The 23,510-nt window shown below is 50.6% G+C and carries 17 protein-coding genes; 10 read left to right on the top strand and 7 right to left on the bottom strand.

Features of this window, described 5'->3' with window-relative positions:
- Positions 1–204: 204 nt before the first annotated feature.
- On the bottom strand, positions 205–1,089 hold the full coding sequence (locus ACGHM3_RS15695) for a dienelactone hydrolase family protein (protein ID WP_345427860.1): 885 nt from the start codon (positions 1,087–1,089) through the stop codon (positions 205–207).
- A gap of 474 nt (positions 1,090–1,563) precedes the next feature.
- Here ACGHM3_RS15695 and ACGHM3_RS15700 point away from each other — a divergent pair, with 474 nt between their 5' ends.
- The 4 genes from ACGHM3_RS15700 to ACGHM3_RS15715 are packed head-to-tail and all read left to right on the top strand — an operon-like array spanning position 1,564 to position 3,797.
- On the top strand, positions 1,564–2,484 hold the full coding sequence (locus ACGHM3_RS15700) for a hypothetical protein (protein ID WP_345427861.1): 921 nt from the start codon (positions 1,564–1,566) through the stop codon (positions 2,482–2,484).
- The gene (locus ACGHM3_RS15705; RefSeq protein ID WP_345427862.1) at positions 2,474–3,019 is read left to right on the top strand and encodes a hypothetical protein; all 546 of its coding nucleotides are present in this window, start codon (positions 2,474–2,476) and stop codon (positions 3,017–3,019) included. Before ACGHM3_RS15700 ends, ACGHM3_RS15705 begins: the two co-directional genes overlap by 11 nt.
- Positions 3,016–3,414 (top strand): hypothetical protein, encoded by a 399-nt coding sequence (locus ACGHM3_RS15710; protein WP_345427863.1) that lies wholly within the window; start codon positions 3,016–3,018, stop codon positions 3,412–3,414. The genes ACGHM3_RS15705 and ACGHM3_RS15710 overlap by 4 nt, the downstream gene beginning before the upstream one ends.
- A gap of 23 nt (positions 3,415–3,437) precedes the next feature.
- Positions 3,438–3,797: a hypothetical protein gene (locus tag ACGHM3_RS15715; RefSeq protein WP_345427864.1), complete on the top strand. Its 360-nt coding sequence runs from the start codon at positions 3,438–3,440 to the stop codon at positions 3,795–3,797.
- 116 nt (positions 3,798–3,913) lie between these two features.
- Here ACGHM3_RS15715 and ACGHM3_RS15720 read toward each other — a convergent pair whose 3' ends face one another.
- The 5 genes from ACGHM3_RS15720 to ACGHM3_RS15740 form a co-directional block, all read right to left on the bottom strand.
- A complete protein-coding gene (locus ACGHM3_RS15720) occupies positions 3,914–5,590 on the bottom strand; it encodes a carboxylesterase family protein (RefSeq protein ID WP_345427866.1) in 1,677 nt (558 codons plus the stop codon).
- 23 nt (positions 5,591–5,613) lie between these two features.
- Positions 5,614–7,110: a tryptophan halogenase family protein gene (locus tag ACGHM3_RS15725; RefSeq protein ID WP_390517206.1), complete on the bottom strand. Its 1,497-nt coding sequence runs from the start codon at positions 7,108–7,110 to the stop codon at positions 5,614–5,616.
- A 14-nt stretch (positions 7,111–7,124) separates the two neighbouring features.
- Positions 7,125–8,147: a cupin-like domain-containing protein gene (locus ACGHM3_RS15730; RefSeq protein ID WP_345427868.1), complete on the bottom strand. Its 1,023-nt coding sequence runs from the start codon at positions 8,145–8,147 to the stop codon at positions 7,125–7,127.
- Between the two features lie 25 nt (positions 8,148–8,172).
- Positions 8,173–8,901, bottom strand: a complete 729-nt coding sequence (locus tag ACGHM3_RS15735) for a SapC family protein (RefSeq protein WP_345427869.1) — start codon at positions 8,899–8,901, stop codon at positions 8,173–8,175.
- 118 nt (positions 8,902–9,019) lie between these two features.
- On the bottom strand, positions 9,020–12,127 hold the full coding sequence (locus ACGHM3_RS15740) for a TonB-dependent receptor (RefSeq protein WP_345427870.1): 3,108 nt from the start codon (positions 12,125–12,127) through the stop codon (positions 9,020–9,022).
- Positions 12,128–13,246: 1,119 nt separating this feature from the next.
- On the opposite strand from ACGHM3_RS15740, the gene ACGHM3_RS15745 reads away from it, so the two are divergent.
- The 6 genes from ACGHM3_RS15745 to ACGHM3_RS15770 all read left to right on the top strand — a co-directional run bounded on the left by ACGHM3_RS15745 (position 13,247) and on the right by ACGHM3_RS15770 (position 22,009).
- Positions 13,247–13,831 (top strand): gluconate 2-dehydrogenase subunit 3 family protein, encoded by a 585-nt coding sequence (locus ACGHM3_RS15745; protein ID WP_345427872.1) that lies wholly within the window; start codon positions 13,247–13,249, stop codon positions 13,829–13,831.
- A gap of 51 nt (positions 13,832–13,882) precedes the next feature.
- Complete coding sequence (locus tag ACGHM3_RS15750) at positions 13,883–15,577, top strand: GMC family oxidoreductase (RefSeq protein ID WP_345427873.1); 1,695 nt, start codon at positions 13,883–13,885, stop codon at positions 15,575–15,577.
- A 93-nt stretch (positions 15,578–15,670) separates the two neighbouring features.
- Complete coding sequence (locus ACGHM3_RS15755; protein ID WP_345427874.1) at positions 15,671–16,525, top strand: sugar phosphate isomerase/epimerase; 855 nt, start codon at positions 15,671–15,673, stop codon at positions 16,523–16,525.
- A gap of 445 nt (positions 16,526–16,970) precedes the next feature.
- Positions 16,971–19,340 (top strand): hypothetical protein, encoded by a 2,370-nt coding sequence (locus ACGHM3_RS15760; protein ID WP_345427875.1) that lies wholly within the window; start codon positions 16,971–16,973, stop codon positions 19,338–19,340.
- Between the two features lie 67 nt (positions 19,341–19,407).
- Positions 19,408–20,493, top strand: a complete 1,086-nt coding sequence (locus tag ACGHM3_RS15765) for a hypothetical protein (RefSeq protein ID WP_345427876.1) — start codon at positions 19,408–19,410, stop codon at positions 20,491–20,493.
- A 286-nt stretch (positions 20,494–20,779) separates the two neighbouring features.
- Positions 20,780–22,009 (top strand): hypothetical protein, encoded by a 1,230-nt coding sequence (locus ACGHM3_RS15770; RefSeq protein WP_345427877.1) that lies wholly within the window; start codon positions 20,780–20,782, stop codon positions 22,007–22,009.
- A 24-nt stretch (positions 22,010–22,033) separates the two neighbouring features.
- Here the strand turns inward: ACGHM3_RS15770 and ACGHM3_RS15775 are convergent, their stop codons facing one another.
- Positions 22,034–23,386, bottom strand: a complete 1,353-nt coding sequence (locus tag ACGHM3_RS15775; RefSeq protein WP_345427878.1) for a Na+/H+ antiporter NhaC family protein — start codon at positions 23,384–23,386, stop codon at positions 22,034–22,036.
- Positions 23,387–23,510 lie beyond the last annotated feature (124 nt).

A 23,510-nucleotide genomic window follows, 5' to 3' on the forward strand; every position in this document is an offset into this window, starting at 1 on the left:
TTATCTGAGAGCTACTAAAGAAAGAACTACGAGAGATTTTGAGTGCGCACCGACGGGGGATAGAATTATCCCCCGATATCTTTATAACCCACTAGCTTTATAACCTGCTATCGTTCATACGTCCACGACGACTTCTACCCCGCCCAATGAGGTCTGCACTTGATTGTCAGCAAAGATGTCGTCGCAGACCCGTTAGCCGATGAGTCATGCGGGCTTTAAGGCACCCGACAACAGATCGGTTAGCTCAGCCCAAGCCGCCTCGGCCTGTGCCTCGTTGTATACTTTCGAATCTGGCGGGCACCAGCCGTGGGAAGTGCCCTCGTAGACCTTGATGGTGGCATCCAATCCAGCATCGCCATAGGCCTCAACCAATAAGGGTTTCATCTCGGGAGATTTCTTATCATCGTCTTCAGCGATGGCATGTAAAGCTACCGCCTTAGACTTAGACACGGATAGATGCGGGCTGTCTGGCTCGTTGGTCGCCAATCCACCACCATGGAAGGATGCCACCGCCGCAACCTTATCTGGGTACATCACTGCCGCTTGCATGGTAAAAGTGCCGCTCATGCAATACCCCAGCACCGCTCTTGGCTTAGCAGTGCTCACCTCAGGCTGCTGATCCATAAAGTCGAACACTGCTTGCGTGTCCATAGCCACAGCCGCCGGCGTCAGCTTGGCTCGCATGGGCCGCAGAATAGAGAAGGCCTCCGCTGATGGAAAACTAACACCCTTTGGTAAGGCTAGGCCCTCTAGGTCTCGGTAAAACGGGTTGACCACAACCACCGCGTAACCCTGGCTGGCCAAGCGCACAGCCATAGACTCAAACGCAGGCCGCAACCCTTTGATATCTGGCCACATCAATACCCCTGGCGCAGCGCCCCCCTTGGGGTATGCTAGAAGAGCATCCATATCGCCCTCTGGCGTTTTAATAGACACGGCTCGTTGGTTCACACCCTGGGCATCAGCGAACTGTGGAAACGCCATGGCGAGACCTCCAGCAGCAGCTAATTTAGTAAAATCTCGTCTATTGATACTGCCGCCAGCCTTCTCGTAGCTCTCATAGGCATTGGCCGTTGTTTCATCGCACATAGATCCCACTCTCCAATTTATTGGTCGTCTATTTAATACAAACGAATTTATAGACACCAAAGTTACCAAATTGTCACACAATCACACCTATTACCGTACAGAATCCTTCCCTTTTAAAGTAATTGATGACAAAGCTTTCGCCTGGAACTCACCCTTCGTCGTCAAAATAACCCCAAATGGCTTTGGCTACCCCATAACAGCTGGCGAAAGCCAAGAGGTGTTCTATAACCAATGAATACATTTACAACTGAACGTTGGCACAAAATTTCACATTAATTAAAAATCTGAAAACATATTTGCCAAACAATAAAAATACACATGTCGCCTCCGTCTTTAGGAGGGAAACCTAGAAATTCAGAGTGTTTGAGCTAGAGTTTGTTGTGGGCCCAAAGGAATCCGAGGCAAAAATAGGTGCTGTCTCCCGGCTCAAAGATAACAACATAGCCCCTTACACCAGGGACGAATCATCAGTTTATGTCATTAGTATGCGACGAGCTCCGGGTCACTCAGATGCAATCCATCAAAAGCTACGGTTTCGAAAGCCTTGAAAGGGAAATTTTAGCGAAGCAAATTCGTACCATCAGCACTCGCATGCACAAAAGCTGGCAATACGACGGAGAAGGCAAGGACGGTGACATCGTGTTGGTTAAAAAGCCCACCCAAGTCGCCACCCATACCATTCAGGTGTATGTAGGCAAACAACCTATAGACCAATCGCTGCCCTTTTTAGAGTCGCCTGTAAGGATGATGCAGCTGATCTCTTTGCTAGAGCAATTAACGCCGTCAGAAACCTCGGTGATTGACAGCATAAACAACCTGATAACCAACAGCCGGCACAGCCAGTTTGTTATCCCCTGTAAATTTGGCCTTGTGGGTTTCAACACAAAAGACAAGAAGCTGTCTACCAAACAACGTAGCCTGGCAACCTTTATTAAGAATTTAGCCTCTGAACCCGGCGAGCAGTTTTCATTAAAGCACGCCAAATCCGTGCCGGCCGACTGCACCTGGGAATTTACCGCGTCTTATCGCACTGTCGCTTGGCACCTTGCCAAACTGCAGGGGCTGAGAAAAATCAAAGATTTGAGCCAAGGGCAAAGTATAAAGCTGGCCTCCTGGCCCAGGGTAACCGAGTGGGATCCCACGCCGCTGAATTTTAAATTGGCGACACTGGTGACTCGGCAGTTTTTACCCATTTCTCAAATCGCTCGGCTGTGCAAAACCTCGGAAGAGGAAGTTGTAAGTTTTCTACATTGCTGCCGAGCCTGTGGTATCACGATTTTGCAGCAGCAAGTTAAACATCCTCCAGCCAACCAGCCACGGCACGTGGTAAAAGATAAAGAGTCCTTGGGTTGGTTGCGCAATAAAATCAGAACAGTATTTAACTATGGCCATTAAAGTTATCTTTGTAGGCCCCATGGGCGCAGGTAAGACCACTGCCATTCGCACAATCAGCGATTTTGACCCCATCTCTACCGAGGCCAAAAATAGCGACAGAGCCTCGGTGGACAAGGCCTTTACTACCGTAGCCATGGATTACGGTGAGCTAACACTGGATTCCGATCGCAAGCTAACGCTGTACGGCGTGCCTGGCCAAAAGCACTTCGATTTTATATGGCCAATCGTCGCCAATGGCGCGTTGGGTGGCGCACTCCTGTTGGATTGCAGCCGCGATGACTGGCAAGAAAGCCTTTTATATTACGTTGATTCATTCCGCGACCTAGCAGACACCGGATCACTGGTACTGGCGTTAAACAGAGCCGCCGATGAAGATGGCGTTGCTGATAGCGTGATTCAACTGTGCGAGAAAATCGATTTAGCCCTGCCGTTTTTCTTCACCGACCCGCGCAATAAAGATGATGTTTATTTATTACTAGAAGCTTTGGCGATCAATGCCGAATTGGATAGCGAATTATACGGAGACATGCATTGAAACTCTCAGCAGAGCAAAAGGAGGCAATAAAAGCCTACCTAACAAATGCACCCGGCAATCGTGAAATGCTAGAAAGCTTATTACTGGCAACCTCCGATGGCCGACGGGTGGTATTTTCAAATTACACAAATAAGCAGTTTGAAAGTAATCGGCTATCCGCCATGGCAGCGTCTCTTTCTGGGCTAAGCCTAACGTTGGCAGAGAGCTGCGAGAAAACCGGCACCGTCGGCGGCATCGTTGAAACTGAGGACGGATTAATCATCAGTGGCTTGATCACAGCGGAGGCGCAAGACTACGTTTTACTCGGCATTTTTTGTAAGGGCATCCAGCACGGCATGGCCTTATGGAATTTTAAAAACCATCAACTAGAATTCAAGAAACTTCTATCTAAATAAGACCAGTATACGAGGAATTTAACATGTCCAACATCAACGAAACATTGGCAGAATTAATGAAAACCGACGGCGCCAAAGCGGCAGCTGTAGTAGATTACAACAGCGGTATGCTATTGGGTGGCACAGGCAGCGGCGTAGATCTTGACCTAGCCGCCGGCGGCAACACCGAAGTGGTTCGCGCCAAAATGAAAACCATGGATATGCTCGGCTTGGATGCGACCATCGACGACATCCTGATTACTCTTACCGATCAATTCCACCTAATTCGCCCCACTAAAAAACTGGACGGCCTATTTTTGTACTTTGTGTTGGATTCGGCCAAAGGTAATTTAGCGTTGGCTCGCCGAATTTTGCAAGGTGTCGAAGATAAGCTAGAAATCTAACAGCGCCTTCAGCCACCGCCACAAAAAAACGCCTTGCTCAATGAAAACTTGAGCAAGGCGTTTTTAGTTTGGGCAACTCAACAGCGACTCGATGAGCAACTGGTGGCTAATGTGACCTATTGGTTGTCAGCGGATTTCTCATTTTCAACTTTAGTAATTATAGATAAGCGCTCCTGCCAAGGGTCGTCCTTAACTTCGGCAGTGGCTTCGCTAGTAAAGTCCATCAATGGCCCATTGGCACCCTGATAAGTCGGCCAAGCCTCAGAACCCGCGTCATTTGGATTACCAGTTTTAATGAAGTTGGTAAATGCATTGATGGCTAAATCCGCCGCCTGTGCATCCTTTGGTGTTAAATCATCGCCGTATTTGGCGGTAACGGTATCCAAAAAGTAAGGAATTTCCGTGGCGTGTGGGGCACCCGTTTGCCATTCGCCCAGCATACTTTCCGCAACATACGAGAACCGGTAAAGCCATACCGGCTGACCAAAGCGCGTGAATTCACGAGCGGCATAATGGGCCGGCTCGGTCATAAACTGATCGGCTCCTACCATCATTTTGAGCACGGGCAAGGGCGCGTCACCTTCGGGGTCGTAGGCTTTACGCGCTTCGTCGGCGTAATCGCCAAACCAGGCAAACAGCTCTTCTTTGCTGTCACCCACGCCAAAACCGATATCCGCACTGGTAGTACCGATTAATACCGGCACCTTAGCGGCCTCGCCACGGGCAATGCGCGCACCAGTAGCATCGGTAATGATATTGTTGTCCCGGATTGGGCCACCACCGTAGGTAATCGGGCCCTGTGGGGGGGCGAACAAATACGTCATGCTAAGGCCATCGGTTACGTCCTCGGCACTTAACGCGCGCAATGAAGCCAAGGCTTCTGGGCCTGTCCCCTCGATACCGTTAGCCTCGGCAAAATTCAGCCCCACCTTTTCCGCTGAGATCTGATCGCCTTGATCTTCGCTTAGCATGCGGGTGCCGCGATTGGATCCACGGCCGCCACCAGACATAATAATGGCCTGCTGGAACAACCCTTGAGACTCTTTAATGAGCATAAGGTTGAATACGGAAAAGCCACCGGCGGATTCACCCATAATTGTGATGGCATTGGGGTCTCCACCAAAGGCTGCTGCGTTGTCTTTAATCCACTTTAGCGCGGCAACCTGATCCATTTGCCCGTAATTCGCCAATGGCCCTTCAGCAGCTGCCGTTAGGGCTGGGTGAGCAAAAAAGCCAAACCGCCCCAAGCGATAATTGATACTGGCAAACACAACGCCTTTGCGCGCAAACGGGCTACCATCGTAAACTTCAGGCGAAGAGCCTCCATTCACCCAACCACCACCATGAATCCATACTACCACGGGCAAACTGGCGTCGTTGCTGTCTGCTTGCTTCCACACGTTTAGCACCAAACAGTCTTCTGCCGGCGTGGTACCCAGGGGCGCAGCATCACTGGGAAATGGCTCTTGCATGCAGTCGTTGCCGTATTGCGCTGCGGATTTTTCCCCCTGCCAACTGATTGGCTGTGGCGCACGCCAGCGTAGATCACCCACCGGCGGCTGGGCATAGGGAATGCCTTTAAACGCCAAAACGTCGCCTTCCACAACACCGCGTACAGTACCGCTGCTGGTGTTGACGACCGTGGCTTCATCCACTGCTGGTGCCACCGGCATGGCGTCACTGCTTTGCTCCTGTGAGGGCTGAGTACTTGGCTCTTTTTGACACCCCATAAGAATACTTCCACATAATGCCGCTGACACGGCTACTGCTCCGAATGAGCGTAAACTCTTCATGGTCTAATCCCTTTTTTGTAATTTTACGACTGCTCGGTTGCCGCACAATACTGTGCGATAAATTCGCTGTGCGATGGCATTTGCGCAAGGTTATTGGCCACAAATGCTTTTAACTTTTCTAGCTGAGCCTGCAACGCTTGGGGCGGTAAAATATGCCCGGCGCCATGACGGCTTTCAGGGAACAAGCCCTGCCCCATCATTACTTGTATCCAAGAGTCCACCCTAAATAAATTAACCGCATCCGGCCAAACATAGCCCTGCTCTTTAAATAATTCTAAGCGGTGGGCTAGGCTTTCGGGTATCGCCATGGTGCGATAGTAATTCCAAAAATCGCTGTCATCGCGCCGGGTTTGCTTGTAATGCAAAATAATAAAATCTCGCACCGCCTCCCATTCAAACCGTGTCTCCCGATTAAATCTATCCGCCAACGGCGCGCTATTACCAGCGAAAGGAAACAAACGCATCAACCGAATTAACGCGGTGGTAATAAGATGGATACTGGTTGATTCGAGTGGCTCTAAAAAGCCATTGGCCAACCCAATAGCGACGCAGTTTTTCTTCCAGGCAATGTCTCGCATCCCGGTTGTGAATTTAATAACACGAGGTTGGGTAAGCGTGTCGCCGGATAAATGTTCGGTCAGTGTTTTTTGGGCGGCGGCGTCATCACAAAACTGGCTACTGTAAACAATGCCATTGCCGGTACGGTGTTGCAGCGGTATTTTCCATTGCCAGCCAGCTGAGTGGGCGGTGGCTTTCGTGTAAGGTATTGGCGGCTCGGTACTTTTGGTTTGCACGGCTTGCGCGCTGTCCGAGGCCAGCCAATGGCTCCAATTTTCGTACTCTACATTTAAAGCCTCGCCCAACAGCAGCGATCTAAAGCCGGTGCAATCGATAAAAAAGTCAGCGTTAAGCTCACGGTTTTTATCAAGCTGTAGAGACTGAATATCACCCGTAGACGGGTTTAGTTTTGTTTCAACGATTTTACCTTCTACCCGGTTAACACCTATGGCTTCGCTTTTTTGCCTCAGAAATTGTGCGTAGGCGGTGGCATCTAAGTGAAACGCGTAGTTAACTGGCGTTTTACCGGCCTTAAGCGCGAATTTACTGGCCTTTGCAGCTTTTAACTCCAGGCAATAATCCTCAAGCGAGCCGCCAAAACCCTGAGCATTGGCCGCCAGCCAATACTGGTGAAACTCGGTGAGCCAGGTGGTTTGACCGATAGCGCCAAAGGAGTGCACATAGGACTCCCCTACCCCACCCCAGTTATTAAATTCGATACCCAGCTTAAAGGTTGCCTGGGTGGCTCGCATAAACTCGCGCTCGTCTATTTCCATCAATTGGTGGAAAGAGCGCATGGTAGGAATGGTCGCCTCGCCGACACCCACGGTGCCAATCTGATCCGATTCCACCAGGGTGATATCCAACAAACTGCCCAGGCGCTTAGCCAAGGCGTAGGCGGTTAACCAACCTGCGGTACCGCCTCCGGCGATGATGACTTTGGTTTTGTTTTGTTGCACCAATTACTCCGAGTCTTTTAGCGGTTTAAACTGCGCTGTAATTGCGCCCGTAGCCGGCGCGCGGTGTTGTCGTCTAACTCAGCTAATAGGCCTTGGCAGGCCTCTGGCAGATGTTCAGTTACCTGGGCCTCATCGCCAAAAATATAGTAATCAAATAACTCTCGCCAGGCGGCTTTCTCGGCATCTGAGCGGCCGCGCAATTCCAACATGGCGTGCATTAATACATCCAGGGGGTTACCCATGTAACGCGGCGCGTTGATCCACCAATAATTCACCATTACGTTAAACGCATCTTTGGCTTCAACCTCATGCCACCACATACTGGGGTAATACAGTGCGTCACCGGGTTCCATGTCTGCAATAACGGCATGTTGTTCGGCTTGTTTAAAACGAGGAAACTTGTCGTAATCCGGTGCCTTTAAATCCACCATGGTAATCACCTGCCCGCCGGGCGTGGGTGACAGCGGCCCTGGGTATAAGTTACTGACTTGGCTGGGCGGGAACAAGGTAAAACGCCTGCGGCCCATCACACAACAGGCAATGTTTTTGGGGATATCGTAGTGCGCAGAAGCTCGGGATTGAGTGCCAATCCAAACCTTTGCAATTTGTTTGCTGCTGGCAAATTCAGGGTGGTTAAAAGCCAAGCTATTACTGCTATCGATGCTTGGAAAGGCCTCGTTTAACAGTAGCGAATTGATGTAGTAGTACGGATGCGATTGAGTACCCATACCATTAGCAATACGGCTAAAAACATCGTTTAGAGTGACAGTTTCGGCGCGGAAATTAAACCCGGTACACTGCTCATTGTAGGCAAATCGAGCTTCAATTTCTGGCTCCCCCACATACACTGTGGCGGGCTTTCCGTTGTAATTTTGCAACAAAAAGTCCATTCCACTGCGAGTAGAAGCCAAGCCAGCTTGAACCATGGGCCAATGGCCTACCACGCCTTTTAAAATGACTGGCTCGTTAGCGTCAAATAATTGCTGGTAGGGAATATCATTCGGATCTACACCGTGTAGCTCACGCGCCGCTTGCGCCATTTTCTCACCTTACCATTGTCTAAACTTAAAGGCCGGCCATGGTTTTCATGTTTTTCTTGTCAATCAATTGGGTAAAGTTGGCCAGTGAGGACACCATAAAATACGCCAAGCCTAACACGCCGGCTTGGTTTAATTTGGCCAAAACATCACCGCCCAGTCTAGCCAAGGCTTCTTGGTCGATGGTGAAGTAGTTTTTGAATTCAATTTGGCTGTCTTCGGTTAAATTGATGGTAATGGCCACTTCTTCCAACAATTTAAATTCCTGCAGCAGTGCAAACAGGACTTTATCCAGGCTGATGCCGGCATCAATCACCTGCAGCACTTTTTTAACATATTCCAAATACGGGCTTTCGCCGCCCTGCTCTAGAAAAACACTTTCGCCGTCTCCGCCACAACGTGGATCGGCCTCATCCAACATGATGACAACGTCCTCGGCCTGGCCTTGCTGCTGATCGGATTTCTGCAAGCCAATGGAAAATGGGCCGCGCGCCAAGGTCGCAGGGATATGGGTGCTCTGCCAAGCTTCGTTTTCTAGAAACAGATTTTCGTCTTTTTCAAAGCCCAAAATAGCATGGGCGTGTAACTCTTGGGTGTTCTCATCACGGTGGATAAGAATCGGGAATTCTTTGTGCAGCTCAGAAAACTCACTGCTAAATATCAAAGTGCGATTGACGTGATCACCAAAGGCTTGGGTAGCTCTAAGGTCGATTTTCAAATCTTTATGGTCTACGTTATTGAGTATTTTTTTTGTCATAAAAACCAGCGTCAATGAAGGAGCTGTATGCGCTCAAGGTGAGTGAAGTATAGGAAGGGGATAGTTTGCCAAAATTACCCCCCGGTGCATAGCACCAGGGGGCAAAGCAGAGCTTCACTTAGAAGCTGTAACGAGCGGACAATACGTAGCGTGGGTCTGCCTCAGCATTCCACCACTGCATACGCTTGGTACGGCTGTACAGGGTCTGACCTTCGCCAGTAATGTTGATGCCATCCAACGCAACAGTGAAGTTGTCGTTGAAAGAGTAACTAACATTAAAGTCGATTTGGTCGTACTCATCTACGAAGTTTGGCAAACCTGCTAAACCAGCATAGGTGGTTGACGCCAAGAACGCATCACGCCAGTTGTAAGCGATACGAGCAGACCAACCGCCCTTCTCGTAGATCAACACGGCGTTGGCAGAATCCGACAGACCTTCCAATGCGAACTGGTTTACGGTAGGAGCTGCGGCTAAGTTGTAACCTACATCACCGTCAACCAAAGTTGCGTTGGCTTGGAAACCAAAGCCACTTTCACCGAAGAAGTGCTGCCACGCCAACTCGAAACCATCAATAATAGCGGTTTCGGTGTTAACCGGCTGAGATACAGAGAACAGGAAGTTAGGATCTGTTGCACCTGGCAAGATATCGTACAAGCCAATGATATCCAATGCCTGCTGGGCACCACCTGGTTGAGACGGATCAACGTAATCTGCCGCTCCACCTGGGAAGTCTGCAGGGTTATCCAAGATAGCCGCCATGGTAAACATATTTTGCTCGTTTACCGTGTAGCCACCGGCAATCAACGCATCTTGCGCCGCACCAGATAAAGTCCCTGCTGCACCCGAGGTAGGATCCTGCAAATCGAACAGTTCTTCTTCAACGGTTTCAGTGCCCACGAAGTTATTAACTGTTTTGCGGTAGTAACCAATCGATGCGTAGCTTGAATCGTTGTAGTAGTACTCTACTGACAGGTCAAAGTTGGTAGATTCCAACGGATCAAGTTGAGCAGTGCCGCGCGAAGCAGTTGGCGTACCACCGAGCGAAGTCAACGTGGCAGGAGCGGTTAGACTGGTGGTCATAAACATACGATCGTAGGCTGGGCGAGCCAGGGTTTGGCTGATAGACGCACGCGCTTTCCATTGCTCGGAAATATCCACCGAGAAATCGATGTTCGGCAGGATATTGTCGTAGCTATAGCTTTGGCCGATGGTGTTCAAACCAACGCTAAAGGCCGGCACAAAGTCGTTGTCCGAAGTCCAAGCGTACTGCTGCACGGTGTTTTGGCGGGCAGACGATTTAACGTCGGTTTTCTCATAACGCACGCCAACAGAAGTTTGGGTGGTCATACCGGCGATTTCACCGTCGAAGGTAGCGCCCACGTACATTGAGAAAATCTCTTCCTCAACGGTGTTGTCGTTAAACGCTGCTTGGTTCAAGTTGTTGAAGTCATAGGAATCGAAAGAAGAATCCAGCGCTTGACCAAAGGCATACGGATCAACGCGGAAGGCTTCACGGCCCAGTACGGTTAGGTAATAGCCATCAGGAATGATGTCAGCGGCACCTGGGTAACCGTTTAAGCTGAAATCATCAAATTCACTGGTGACGTTTTCTTGGTTAAGCAAACTTGGATCCGGAATATCGCGATAGCCCACACCCCAGCCACCCAAGAAATCTTGAGTTTCTGAGTGAGTTTGTTGCATCTCAGACTCTACATAACCGATACCAAAGTCTACGCGAACACCTTCACCTTCATCCCATGTACCATCGAACTGGAACTGGTTGATGTCGGTTTCTTGCTCGGAGTAGATAGAACGCAGGGTTTGGGTAGCGATATCAGCGGCATCTAAAACGCCGTTGCCGTTACCACCGGCAGGGCCAGTGTTTTCTACCACACCCACACTAACCTGAGGCACGCTACCGCTGTAATCTGCTGCCTGCCAACCGGCACCCGCAGCTGCTACGTTGGCACGCCAGCTGTTAGCACCGTTTTTGCCGTCGCCGCCCGCTTTTGCCGTTGAAGTAGCCGCATCAAAACGCAGTACAAGTGAATCGCTGGCGTGGAATTCTGCGTTAAAGCCGAAAGATTGCAATTCATCTTTGGTGGCGTCATCCCAGCTGGCGTAGAACAAATCTTTACCACGGCCGTCGGGCTCAGCAATTTGCTCAACCAAGCGCAGAGGCGTGGCAACCACATCGCTGCCGTCAAACTCTACAAAGCTAAATGCACGTGAGAACCAAATGCCTGGCACCAGGTTTTTAGATTCCAAAGTGTTGGTGGTGTACAGAGCATCTGCGGTTAAGGTTAGTTTGTCAGACGGTGCAAATTGCAGCGTTAACATACCGTTGGTACGTTCGCGGTTAATATCTGCGTTGTTAACACCGACGTTGTAAGGAAGGGCCATCAGCTGGCCTTCTTCCGGCGCATTAACTACTTCAGCACCTTGCAAGAAGCTCAAATCATCGCTGTAGTCGAAAAAGCTGTAACCGGATACGTTAACACCGCGTGAGCCAGAGCTACGCTCTTGGTATGAACCAAACACAGAAACACCGAAGGTGCCTTCGTCGTTGGCCCAGCTGTACAATCCGCTTAATTCAGGCGTGACGCAGTCTTCACCAGACTCATCCATGACACCTTTAATACCGATAGAACCTTTGTTGCCGGCTTCAAGAGGCTTGATGGTTTGAACATTGATGGTGGCACCAACGCCGCCGGTGGGAACAGACGCTTTACCGGTTTTGTACACTTGCAGACCGGCAACACCTTCAGAGGCTAGGGATGAGAAATCGAAAGAACGTGAAGTACCTTGGCTGGCAGCGTCGTCAGAGTTACCCGTAATAGTGGTTACGTTTGCGGCAGGCATCTGACGGCCGTTCAGCGTTACAAGGTTAAAGCCGCCGCCAAAGCCACGTACAGTAACCTCAGAACCTTCACCGTTTACTCGGTTGATGGAAACACCCGTAATACGCTGCAAAGATTCCGCTAAGTTCGTGTCGGGGAATTTACCCATGTCTTCGGCAGAGATTGCGTCAACAACACCGCTAGAATCTCGTTTGATGTCCATGGCACGAGTCAAGCTGCCCCGTACGCCCGTAACAACAACCTCTTCCAGCATCATTGCTGCATCTTGGTCTGATTCTTGTGCGAAAGCTAATCCAGTTCCAGAAAGAAATGCCAGTGTGACACAGGTAGCTAATGGTTTTTTATTAAATGCTGATTTTTGCATTTGCTAGCTCCAGTTTATTTATTAACCAGTTTGTAAACCTATATTTATTAGTATTTTGCTTTTTGTTTTACTTATTTTTTACATATCGCCTCCCGACTTCTCTAACCTGCCCGCCGGTTTAGCCAGCTAGACAGAATCCCTCAAGTGCTGTTGTAAATGGTTTTATTTGTGCCTAGCTCATGGAAAAAGTAGCCTAATCAACTACGCTTTTTTAAACATCGGCTTTGCGACAGCGCTCAAAATTGACAACGCTGTCACCAGAAGTGGTAAATGATCAACAACTCTAATTCTGGCTTAACAGTTTGAATGCGGGCCAAAACTCATACTTTAGACCCAGTACTTTGGGGTGAGAGGAGCTGCTCATTTATCACCTTATATTTTCGGGGCGGCTAGGTGCATCGCATCTCACCCCGTTTTCGTATCCTGACTCAACGCCGATCTAAGCTCGAAGCCCGCGGCAACCATTTTCTACTACTCGTTGCATTTCATTGAGCGACCGAGAACAACTCACAAACAGTCGAAGCAAATATGTGTTTTCCGCCAAACCTAAAGTACTCTTCGTTAAAGCATTGGGTGTGAGCGGTACGATTAATCATCCCAAATACACTCAAGTAATAGCACAAGACTTAATGTGCACAACTGAGCAGACGCACTTACCGGTTAAAAACAGGCTTAAAGCGCCACTATTTGGTTATTTAAAAAATCCCTGTTACTGATGTCAGCCAGCGCCACATTGGAGGCGAGCCGCAATTAGATTTCGCTACTATTTAGGTAATAGCGCCCGAAAACCAATGCCGTAACAATGAAAAACATAAGATGTGGTGAGAGCTAGTGGAGAGACGAGCCCTGTAATGTGATTGGTAGTAGACATAATTATTGTTCGCTCTTTTGGCTTATAAGTTTTATAGGTTTTTTAATAATATTTTTTAAACTTCTGGGCTATTTAATCGCTGCCCAGGCAGTTATCCCATTTGTTGCTGTGTGTAAACCTCTTGCACCTGCGAATGTAACCGATTACATTCACCGGCGCAAGTCTGCAATTGCGAACAAATTTCAGCGTAGATACGCTACTCTAAAAAGAAATAAAAACCGGCTACACAGCCCCATCAGGAGCTTGCAATGACTCAAAGCAAACACCCTCCAAGCCCCCAGAGACGCGCCCTTTTGCAAAATTTAGCATTGGGCCTAGGCTTAGCTAGCCTTTCCCCAGCGCTTATTCGCGCTGCCGAAAGTGCTTCTTCTGGAAACACAGACGCGAGCAGTGTTTTCACTGCTGAACAATATCAGTTCATCACTCAAATATCCGATCTGCTGATCCCAGCCACAGACACCGCTGGTGCTGTAGGCGCCGGCGTACCGGCGTTTATCAACCACTTGGTTACCAACGACTTCAGTAGCGAGCACCAACAGGACTTCCTGCTGGGTTTAGGCGTATTCCAAACAGAAGCGGCAAAGCGCGGAAAATCCTTTGTTACCTTGAGTAACAAAGATCAAGTTAAAGAACTCACTAAATTAGACAAAAAAGCCTATCGCTCTAAGCCACCGGAATGGGCGGAGTTTTATCGAGAATTAAAATCACTCGTATTGTTTGGCTATTACACCTCTGAGCCTGGCGCCACCCAAGAGCTGATTTATTCTGCTGTACCTGGCCCCTACCAAGGCTGTGTGCCCTACGAATCCATCGGCCGCGCCTGGGCGACTTAACCACAAAATCGCCCAAAAACTTGATAAAAATACAGTCTGAGAGAAGATTTTATGAGCACACCCGTTTATGACGCCATCGTCGTCGGCTCTGGTATTTCCGGCGGCTGGGCCGCTAAAGAATTCACTGAAAAAGGCATGAAGACTCTCCTGGTAGAGCGCGGACCAGAATATAAGCACCAGCAGGATTACAAATACGACTTTACTAATCCCTGGGAATTACCGGCACGCGGCAAGGTTGCCGAAGATACGCTGGCAAATGAATACGCTATTCAACAGCGTTGTTATGCAATGAACGAAATGACCCGTGAACGTTTTGTCAAAGACAACGAGCACGAATACATTCAGGAAAAACCCTTTGATTGGATCCGCGGCTATCACACCGGTGGCCGCTCCATCATGTGGGGCCGCCAAAGCTATCGCTGGAGTGACTTGGATTTTGAAGCCAATAAAATTGATGGCCACGGCGTCGATTGGCCTATCCGCTACGCAGATTTGGAAAGTTGGTACGACTACGTAGAAGAATTTGCCGGAATCAGCGGCAACATCGACAACATACCCCATGTGCCCGACGGTAAATTCCAACCGCCCATGGAGTTGAACTGCGTTGAACGCGAAGTCAAAAAACGTTTAGAGTCTAAATACGATAACCGACACTTGATTATCGGCCGCTGTGCGCACCTGACTAAACCCACAAAGGTCCACATGGAACTGGGCCGCGGCGCTTGTATGTCACGTAACCAGTGCCAGCGCGGCTGTTCTTTCGGCGCGTATTTTAGTAGCCAAAGCGCTACCCTCCCCGCGGCTCGTCGCACGGGTAATTTAGAAATGACCCACAACGCCATCGTAAAAGAAGTTATTTACGATGAAGCAACCGGCCGCGCCAAAGGCGTTAAAATCGTCGATCGCACCACCTTGCAGGAGCGCGAGTACCACGCCAAGGTCGTGTTCCTATGCGCGTCCACCATTGGCACCACTCAAATAATGCTGAACTCTCGTTCACGTCGTTTCCCCAACGGTATTGGTAACGACAGCGGCGCCCTGGGCCGGTACTTAATGGATCACACCATGCACGTGGGGGCCACCGGCACCATGGAAGGCTTCGATGAGCACTACTATAAGGGCCGTCGCCCCAATGGTATTTACATCCCTCGTTTCCGCAACCTGAAGCAGCAAGACGCTAACTACGTGCGCGGCTTCGGTTACCAGGGCGGCGCCTCTCGGCCCAGCTGGCAAGCCGGTATGGACCAGCCTGGTATTGGCACAGATTTAAAAGCCAGCCTTAAAAACCCAGGCACTTGGCAATTCCGCTTAATCGGCTTTGGTGAAATGCTGCCCTACGCTCACAATAGAATCACCCTAGATGAGCAAAACACCGATCAATGGGGCATTCCGCTTCTGAGAATGGATTGCGAATGGGGCGATAACGAGCACAAAATGCGTGAAGACATTGTGGATTCGGCCGTTGAAATGCTGAAAGCGGTTGGTGCCAAAGATATCGTCTCCACTCATAATGATCATGCTCCTGGCCTAGCCATTCATGAAATGGGCACAGCCAGAATGGGTAAAGACCCCAAAACCTCCGTGCTGAATAAACACAATCAGTGCCACAGTGTGCCAAATTTATTTGTCACCGACGGCGCGGCCATGGCATCGTCCGCCTGCCAAAATCCCTCACTGACCTATATGGCCTTAACCGCTCGTGCCGTAGATTTCGCGGTCAAAGAAATTGAAACGGGCAGATTGTAAGATCGAACCGGGGCCGTAGCGAAGCCGGCCCCTTTCCTCTAACGCTATCTCTAACTCTAAAAACAACAGCAAGCCGACCATGGAGTGAACACAATGCAAGAATTATCACGAAGACAGTGGCTTAAACTCGCTGCAGGTGCCACCGCCGGCGCCTGTGCACTGGCCAGCCCATTACGCCTGTTAGCGCAATCGGGTAACAGAGGTCCATCATTTGGCGTGCAGCTTTATACTGCCCGCGCACTGATGGAAAAAAATGTCGCCAAAACCCTGGCTAAAACCGCCAAAACCGGGTTTAAAGAAGTCGAACTGGCAGGCTTATTTGACAACGCACCCAAAGAATTTAAAAAAATGCTGGACGACGCAGGGCTAACTGCTCCATCTAGCCACATTCCTTTGCAAGGCTTTGAGAAGGATTTCGGTAAGACGTTAGAATCCGCCCTCACCCTGGGCAACAAATACATTGTTTTACCTTACATAATGCCGGAACAGCGTCAGTCTTTTGATATCTACAAACACGTGGCCGACCTTTTAAATACCTGTGGCGAACAAGCCAAACAAGCCGGCATTACCGTGGCCTATCACAATCACGATTTTGAATTTGAACAATTAGCCGAAGGCCAGCCAATGGCGTTTTTGTTAAATAACACAGACAAAGACTTAGTTCAGTTCGAATTAGATTTATACTGGGCTTCAAAGGTGAACCAAGACCCTGTGGCTATTTTTAAACAGCACCCCGGGCGCTTCCCATTGTGGCATGTGAAGGACATGGCCAAAGATGGCAGCATTGCCAATGTGGGTGAAGGCACCATCGACTTTCAACGTATTTTTGATGCCGCCAACGTGGCCGGCTTGCGCCATGGTTTTATTGAGCACGACAGCACCAAAAAACCCATCGCAACGTTTAAGCGTGGTTACAAAACCCTGCAAACCCTGCAACTGCCAAGCTGATTGGCCAATCAATTACGCAATTACACAAACCAACGTAAGTACAAAGGGCCTTGGGGCCCTTTTTTTTAGCGCTCCTTTTCCATACCCCCCTCGCTTTCCATTTTCTTTTATAACGCAAAAACCGATTACCGCGGTGGCTCTACTTTAAATTCCTGTAACCGACTGACGCATTGATTATTAATTGGTCACTACGCAACTCCGTTCACCCTCAGTTTAATACCGCTTAATTAATAAGGTAATTCTGCAATAGGCGCTGCTGATTTATGCCGGCCACGCACTTATTTCTATACCCGCTAAAGTTGGACCTACGCGCAAAAACTACGCCAGCCAAACTGCCCGCCATAGCCAACAGCCATTGCGCTATACCTATAGAACCTTCCATCACGGCAATTACGCCGTTGGTTTTCTCTTGTTAGACACCCACAATAAATCGGGAGATCGATAGATGCCAGAAATGCGCAAATTCACCATTGCTTTTGGTGGGGTAGTTTTTAGTGCCGGAGCCCTGTTATTAACCGCTTGTAGTGACAGCGGAAGCAGCGGTGGCAATAATCTCGTCAATGGTGGCGGCGGCAACGGTACCACCACCGACCCGGTGTCTTTTTCCGGTGAAGCGGCGAAGGGTATTGTTATCGGCGGCGTTGTTAACGTGTATCCAATTGTGAATGGTTCGGTGGATACAAGCACGCCCCTGGGCTCCGGCGTAACAGACTCTACCGGAACCTACACCGTTGAACTGGCCGACTACGACGGCGAACCAGTACAAATTGAAATTGCGGCTGCTGCCGACGACAGTACGTCCATGATTTGTGACTTATCCGGCGGCTGTGGTGACGGCGTTGGTTTTGGCGACAGCTTCCCAGTAACTGATTTCTCGCTTAGCGCAGTGGTAACCGAAATCACCGACGATACACCCTCGGTAAGTGTTACACCACTTTCCACCGTGGCCTCTCAGCTGGCAATAGAAACCCTAAGCGCAGGTACCGAAACCAATATTTTACAAGCTATCAGTAATGCCAATACCAGCGTCGCCAACCGCTTTGGTATCACTGGCGACATCACCCAGGTGGATGTGGTTGATATCACCAATCCCACGGCGGTGAGTGCCGCAGACGAATCCGCGCTGCAATTCAATTTCTTTAACGCCGCGATCGTGCAGTCAGTCATTAACGACAATGGCGCTGTTGGCCTTGAACAAGCGGTACAAGCGTTTGCAAGCCAATACATAGACAACGGCGGCTTAGCCGATACCGAAACCGCCGGCGCGGCTGGCATAACACTGGAAGATATTCTGAATGGCGCTTCCAGCATTATTGACTCGGTTGAAGTCGCCTTGGCAGATGCGGGTGTAGACGCTGACTTGAGCGCGCTGGAAACCGATATCGACGCACGCGCCAACCTCGCCGCTAACGGAAATACCACCCCCACCAGCGGGACCCCGGCAGCGCCAGCAGACAGCGAATTGCAAACCGTTAAAAACGACGTTGCAGCGCTGCGCAACCTGGCCTACGCCATTGACCTCACCAGTGCCGATACCTTCGCCGACGACATTGAAATGGCCGCCGATGTGGTCGACGCCGACCTTGCCAAAGCTCTAGAGGCTCTGGGTTACGCTGCGCAAGCCATCGCCGACGCGTGGGTTGTGGTGAGTGAATCCGATGTTGCACCGGTGGTGGTGACAGACACCGACACCGGTATTGAAGTTGATATCACCAGCAGTAATTCAATGCACACTTACAGCGTCGACCAAGATGTGGAAGTCATGACCGATGCGGGCACGGTTATGTCGATTCCTGTAACGCTCACCGCCATGGATAACGGCAGCACAGTCAGTGAATCCGAGCCTGCCTTGAGCGAAAATGACGACGGCTCCTACAACGAGAGCAAAACTTACAGTGCAGACGTTGACCTCGCCCTGGAAGGGATGGCAACCGTAGCCAACAGTGTTCGAGTAAGCGTGGAGTCCGGTACGTTTATGGTGTCTCTCAGTGGAGAGGAAGATCATCTTCACAGCTATATGACGCAGAACAGCGACGGCACCATGAGCTACGGATTCACCACCGACGAGGTGTTATCCATCGAAGATTTCTCGCTTAGCCTTGAAACCATGGTGCAGCAACTAAGCGGTACAGATGCTATTACCTTTGAGGGCACTATTGGACTTGAAGTCACGGCCTTTAACGGCACCGCAACGGAGGAAGCCGCCGAGCACTCCAGCGCCATGGGCACGGGTAACATGAGTTATACCGACATGTGGAGCGACCAAGAAACCATTGGCGAGCTGGCGTTTAGCTTGGGTGGCTCTTTTAGTTCTGTCTCGGGTAACGCCTTGGTGGCCAGCTTGAGTGTAATGGCCGACGGCACCGGTTTAGTGTTCGGCTGCGACGGCAACATTGAGTGGAACAATGCAGGCATGTACAGCTATGAAGAAACCTGCGCTGAGGAAACCGAGCAAAATTACGCCGACATAAGCGCTACTTTAGCCGTGCTCATGAGCGTGGACACCCTGGACGATGACGTTACCTTCACCGTGGCCCTGGCCAGAACCGGTTTGGATGACGGCAACCTAACCGTGCGCTTGAGCTCGGGTGCCAATGTGTTTAGCACCACCTATCAAACCGCCAGCACGGGTTTACGCAGCGTAAACATCACCACGGCATCCGGCGCGATTATCAGTCTTGCTGAAACCGACGACCCCGATACTGACGTTGAAGGGACTATCACGCTCAACGGCAGCCAATACGCCACCATCGAGGACAGCGGTAACGGCATTCTTGTCATCACCTACACAGACGGTGAATTCGAGTCACTCTAACTCCGTTAGATCTGTTTTAGCACCGGGTTGCCGGTGCTTTTTTTTATTTTTTGAAATTATTTTTACAATGCTAAAACAAACTTGCGTCATTATCGGTTGGCTGTTTGGTTTACAGCAACTGTGCCACGCCGAGCCTCACAATCAATTCGCCCTGCAGCTTAGCGCAACGAACTTTACTTACAGCGAGGCCATGCCAATTAAGCAATTTATGGACGAGCTGCAAGGCCCGCCCCCGGATGCAGGCGATAAGGCGTTTACCTTTAACCGCGCTGCATTGGACATCCACTGGAACCAATTTAAGGTGAGTGTTTTTCAGCGGCTGGATTATCTACTGGAATACAGCGAAGACACTCTGGCCGTGGCCTACGCCGATGAAAACGACACCCCCTACCCCATTGGCACTCGGCTCACTATAGATCTGCAAGCCAATCATATAGAAGCCAAGGGCTTCGGCATTGGGTATACCTTTACGCCGATTAAAAACCTGAAAATAATCCCCACCGTTAATTACCTACAAGCCGAAGCGCTTACCGACGGCGACCTAACGGGCTATCTTTTTACCCCGGACGGCGATCAAATCGACGGTAGCCTCACACTGGATTACGCCTATAAGGAAGATTTGTTATTGGACCGTGAGCAAGAGACGGTAAGTGGCAAAGGTTACGCAGTAGATATTGCGCTGTATTGGCAATGGCGAGAAAACAGCTCAATTGATCTTAAAATGAATGATGTGATCTCACGGATCACTTGGAAGGACGTTACCTATACTCAGGCCAACGCCGCCACGGACAATCTTAGCTTCGATGCCCAAGGGCATTTATCAGCGGCGAGTTTTTTATTCGGCCGCGCTTGGTATCGCACGCAGCACCAGCGGTTACCCAAAAAAATACTGGCACAAGCCCACTATCAACTCAGTGATCATCAGCGGATTTCATTGGGACACCAAACCCTCGGCAGTTACCAAGACGTGCGCCTGGGCTGGCACAGCCTGTGGCAGCAATGGACATTTACTGCCGGTTACCGCTGGCAGGCCCAGGCATTCGATGCACAGATACAGCATCGTTTCGCCCGCCTTGGCATCACCAGCGACTCAACGGATTGGCAGCAAGCAAAAATGTTAGGTGTAAACTTTTCTGTTTCTGTGCCGTTGTGATTGAGTGATGTGCAGCAGCAATAGAACGTTCGGCAGCGTAATGGCCATAGAGAACTTTTAGATTGGTTAAAGATGTGAAGCCTTTCTTCGCCACAGCGATAGCTATCACGTGGCCATTCCCTGCGCCATTTACACTGCCAAATTGCAGGCAACTTTCTGGCAACACGACCCCGTCACACTCTGCCTCCCCTGACTCACGGCAACTTGGAACCAAGCCACGAGTTAGAGTAACCTAGGCCCTTAACAAGGACCGAGGCGCATTGCCTCAGAATAAGGGGCAGACTCCATGTGTTGGCGTCGTTACAGCAACGCAGTGCGCGTTCTATCAGTAACCATTATTTTCACATTTTTTTGCCAGGCCGCTCTGGCCGTGCGGATCACCGAAAGCCACTACCAAGGCCGACCCCACTTTATTATTGAAACCAAACTTGCCACCTATTACTTTGACCAAGCCGGTGGTGGGTTTTCTCGCTTAATTGATAATGACGGCAAGGATTGGATCGAGTTTAAAAAAGAACCATTAGAGAGCTTTCCGGCCTCTGCTGCGGCCGGCTTCCGTGGCATGCCCAACGCCCTGTTTGGCGACGCCAACCCAGACAACGGCGGCGGCCACCCGGGCTTTAATCAATGCAAGAGCTACGTGGTCGATCGCCAGAGCATCCATACGCAAACCAAAAGCGGGCGCTGGGCTTGGACCTGGAGTTTTACTGAAACCACCGCCACCATGGTGATGACCAAGGCCGACCCCAGCCTACCCTGGTGGTTTTTGTACGAGGGCCCAATAGCCGGCAGTTTTACCCCAAAAGAAAAATATTGGGGCACGGATAAGGGTGGGCCGAGGCGCGACGTGCCCGCTAAAAACAGCCAATACTATGATCACATTCAATGGGCTTATTTTGGCGATATTAACAGCACCAAAGTCCTGTATTTGGCACAGCACCAACCAGACCAGCAGATTGATACAGTGTGGTATTTAGGCAGCAGCAAAAAAGGCTCTGCTAAGGCCGTTGATGGCATGCTAGTGTTTGGCTTTGGCCGCGGCCAAAAAGCACAGCCGCAGTTAACCGGCCAAGGGCAAACCTTTACCGTTGGCTTGCTGGAGTTACCGGCTGTGCCAGCCTTGGATGACGCCCTGCACGGCTCTTTACAAAGTGCGGTAACTCAGGCCCTCACGCAGCCCAGATACCAACCTAAACCCTCGGTGGCGTTAGTTTATCGCCCATTGGCTGTCACCGATCCAATGGCTTTCAACGGCATAATAGCCTTCACAAACCCAGCGACGTCGTCAAACAAAGAAGCCAGCAACCAGCGATCCTGGTCGCCCTTAGAATTGCTGGCCCCGCACCTAATCAGTTTATCGAAAAGCAATATTTTAGAGCTGATGGAAAATCTGCAAGCTGAACCTGGGCCGTGGCCCGAAGTGCTTAAACAGCGCCTCATTGTGGCCAGCCAAAACCGGGCTTACCCACAGGCCGATATTATCCGCGCAGCCATTGGCCGCCAGGCTCGGCCCTAACGCCAGGCAATAGGCAAAGCGACATTACACCAACCAAAACCCAGCCGCGAGATAGCCAACGATGGTGAAGCCAGCGGCAATTAAGGCATAGGGCAATTGCGTTTTAACATGCTCGACGTGGTCGCAGCCCGCCGCCAGGGAAGCAATGATGGTGGTATCGGATATGGGAGAGCAATGATCCCCCGCCACTCCGCCACCCAATACAGCCGCCAGCATTAGCGATGGCGGAATGCCAACCGCCAGAGCCAAGGGCATGGCGATGGGAATGATAATGCCGTAGGTTCCCCAGCTGGTGCCGCTCATAAACGCCGTTAGCGCGGCGATGATAAATATCAGTGCCGGCAGCAAGGCCGGCATAACCAGCGCCTCGGTTAAACTGGCAAGATAAGCACCGGTACCTAAGGCTCGTAGGCTGTCGCCCAGGGCAATGGATAAAAACAACACGGTTACCGGAGCCACCATCTCGCCGATTCCTGCAAAGCCACGGGCCTGTAGTTCGGCCGCGGTAAAGCGTTTTGTGACCAACAACAACACATAGGCCACCGCCAGGGCCAAGCAAATGGCCCACAAAATACTCTGCGAGCCGGAGCCGGACATTATATTGCCCTGCCCGGTCCACCACATAAACCCAAGGCCAGAAACCACCATCACGGAAAATGGCAACCACATATACATTGAGCGGGTGGCTTCCGCCACAGACTCGCTGGGCGCTTCAATGCGGCTATCCGCTCGGCGCATGGGGCCAATCACCTTGCCGGTGGCCACGGTGAAAAACACCCCAAACAGCGTGAAGATAGCGTATAAATTCCAGGGAATGGTACCGGCCAAGGTAGCCACTGGGCTTTCGAAGCCATAGGGCTCAAGCAGCCCTAAAGCATAGGCCCCCCAACCATTTAACAACACCAAAACACTCACCGGCGAGCTGGTGGAATCAATGATGTAGGCCAGCCGCTCCCGGCTTAGCTTGTAGCTGTCATAGAGTGGCCGCCCTAAAATACCGGCGGTAAATAGACTGACGTTGGTCTCGATGAAAATCGCACAACCGGTTAGCGCGGGAACAAACGCCGCCCGCCGCTGTGATCGCACAAAGCCCGTGCTTTTAAGGCGCTCCACCATGGCGGTTACGCCACCGGAATCCCGCATATAGGCAATCACGGCTCCAATCAGTAAACAGAACAGCAGTACCCGGGTATTGCCCGGGCTGGCAAATACGGCCACCGCTCGGTTAATGCCCTCAAGGCCGCCCAACAAGGGGTTGAAGCCAACCATAATGGACTCTGACAAAAGGATGGCTAAGCCCAATGCCCAATAGACGTTGCGGGTTTTAACAGCGACCAAAATCGCCACCACCGGCGGTGTTGCAACTAACCACTCCATCGACTGATCTTCCGTAGCAAAAGGATTAGCTTATAGAAAATTCTATTTCAAAGCACGGCGCAGGGCAGCGCGGGCCAATGGAGGGAATGAAAGGCGAGGTAACAATAAGAAGTAATGCCGGCTG

The organism is Halioxenophilus aromaticivorans, from assembly GCF_042850945.1.
Lineage (GTDB): Bacteria > Pseudomonadota > Gammaproteobacteria > Pseudomonadales > Cellvibrionaceae > Halioxenophilus > Halioxenophilus aromaticivorans.

Bases quoted from the DNA above. Each gene is read 5' to 3' on its own strand.
- ACGHM3_RS15745 (WP_345427872.1), top strand. From the start codon at position 13,247: ATGACTCAAAGCAAACACCCTCCAAGCCCCCAGAGACGCGCCCTTTTG.
- ACGHM3_RS15735 (WP_345427869.1), bottom strand. From the start codon at position 8,901: ATGACAAAAAAAATACTCAATAACGTAGACCATAAAGATTTGAAAATC.
- ACGHM3_RS15760 (WP_345427875.1), top strand. From the start codon at position 16,971: ATGCCAGAAATGCGCAAATTCACCATTGCTTTTGGTGGGGTAGTTTTT.
- ACGHM3_RS15730 (WP_345427868.1), bottom strand. From the start codon at position 8,147: ATGGCGCAAGCGGCGCGTGAGCTACACGGTGTAGATCCGAATGATATT.
- ACGHM3_RS15715 (WP_345427864.1), top strand. From the start codon at position 3,438: ATGTCCAACATCAACGAAACATTGGCAGAATTAATGAAAACCGACGGC.
- ACGHM3_RS15695 (WP_345427860.1), bottom strand. From the start codon at position 1,089: ATGTGCGATGAAACAACGGCCAATGCCTATGAGAGCTACGAGAAGGCT.
- ACGHM3_RS15720 (WP_345427866.1), bottom strand. From the start codon at position 5,590: ATGAAGAGTTTACGCTCATTCGGAGCAGTAGCCGTGTCAGCGGCATTA.
- ACGHM3_RS15750 (WP_345427873.1), top strand. From the start codon at position 13,883: ATGAGCACACCCGTTTATGACGCCATCGTCGTCGGCTCTGGTATTTCC.
- ACGHM3_RS15765 (WP_345427876.1), top strand. From the start codon at position 19,408: ATGCTAAAACAAACTTGCGTCATTATCGGTTGGCTGTTTGGTTTACAG.
- ACGHM3_RS15775 (WP_345427878.1), bottom strand. From the start codon at position 23,386: ATGGAGTGGTTAGTTGCAACACCGCCGGTGGTGGCGATTTTGGTCGCT.
- ACGHM3_RS15740 (WP_345427870.1), bottom strand. From the start codon at position 12,127: ATGCAAAAATCAGCATTTAATAAAAAACCATTAGCTACCTGTGTCACA.
- ACGHM3_RS15700 (WP_345427861.1), top strand. From the start codon at position 1,564: ATGTCATTAGTATGCGACGAGCTCCGGGTCACTCAGATGCAATCCATC.
- ACGHM3_RS15755 (WP_345427874.1), top strand. From the start codon at position 15,671: ATGCAAGAATTATCACGAAGACAGTGGCTTAAACTCGCTGCAGGTGCC.
- ACGHM3_RS15705 (WP_345427862.1), top strand. From the start codon at position 2,474: ATGGCCATTAAAGTTATCTTTGTAGGCCCCATGGGCGCAGGTAAGACC.
- ACGHM3_RS15770 (WP_345427877.1), top strand. From the start codon at position 20,780: ATGTGTTGGCGTCGTTACAGCAACGCAGTGCGCGTTCTATCAGTAACC.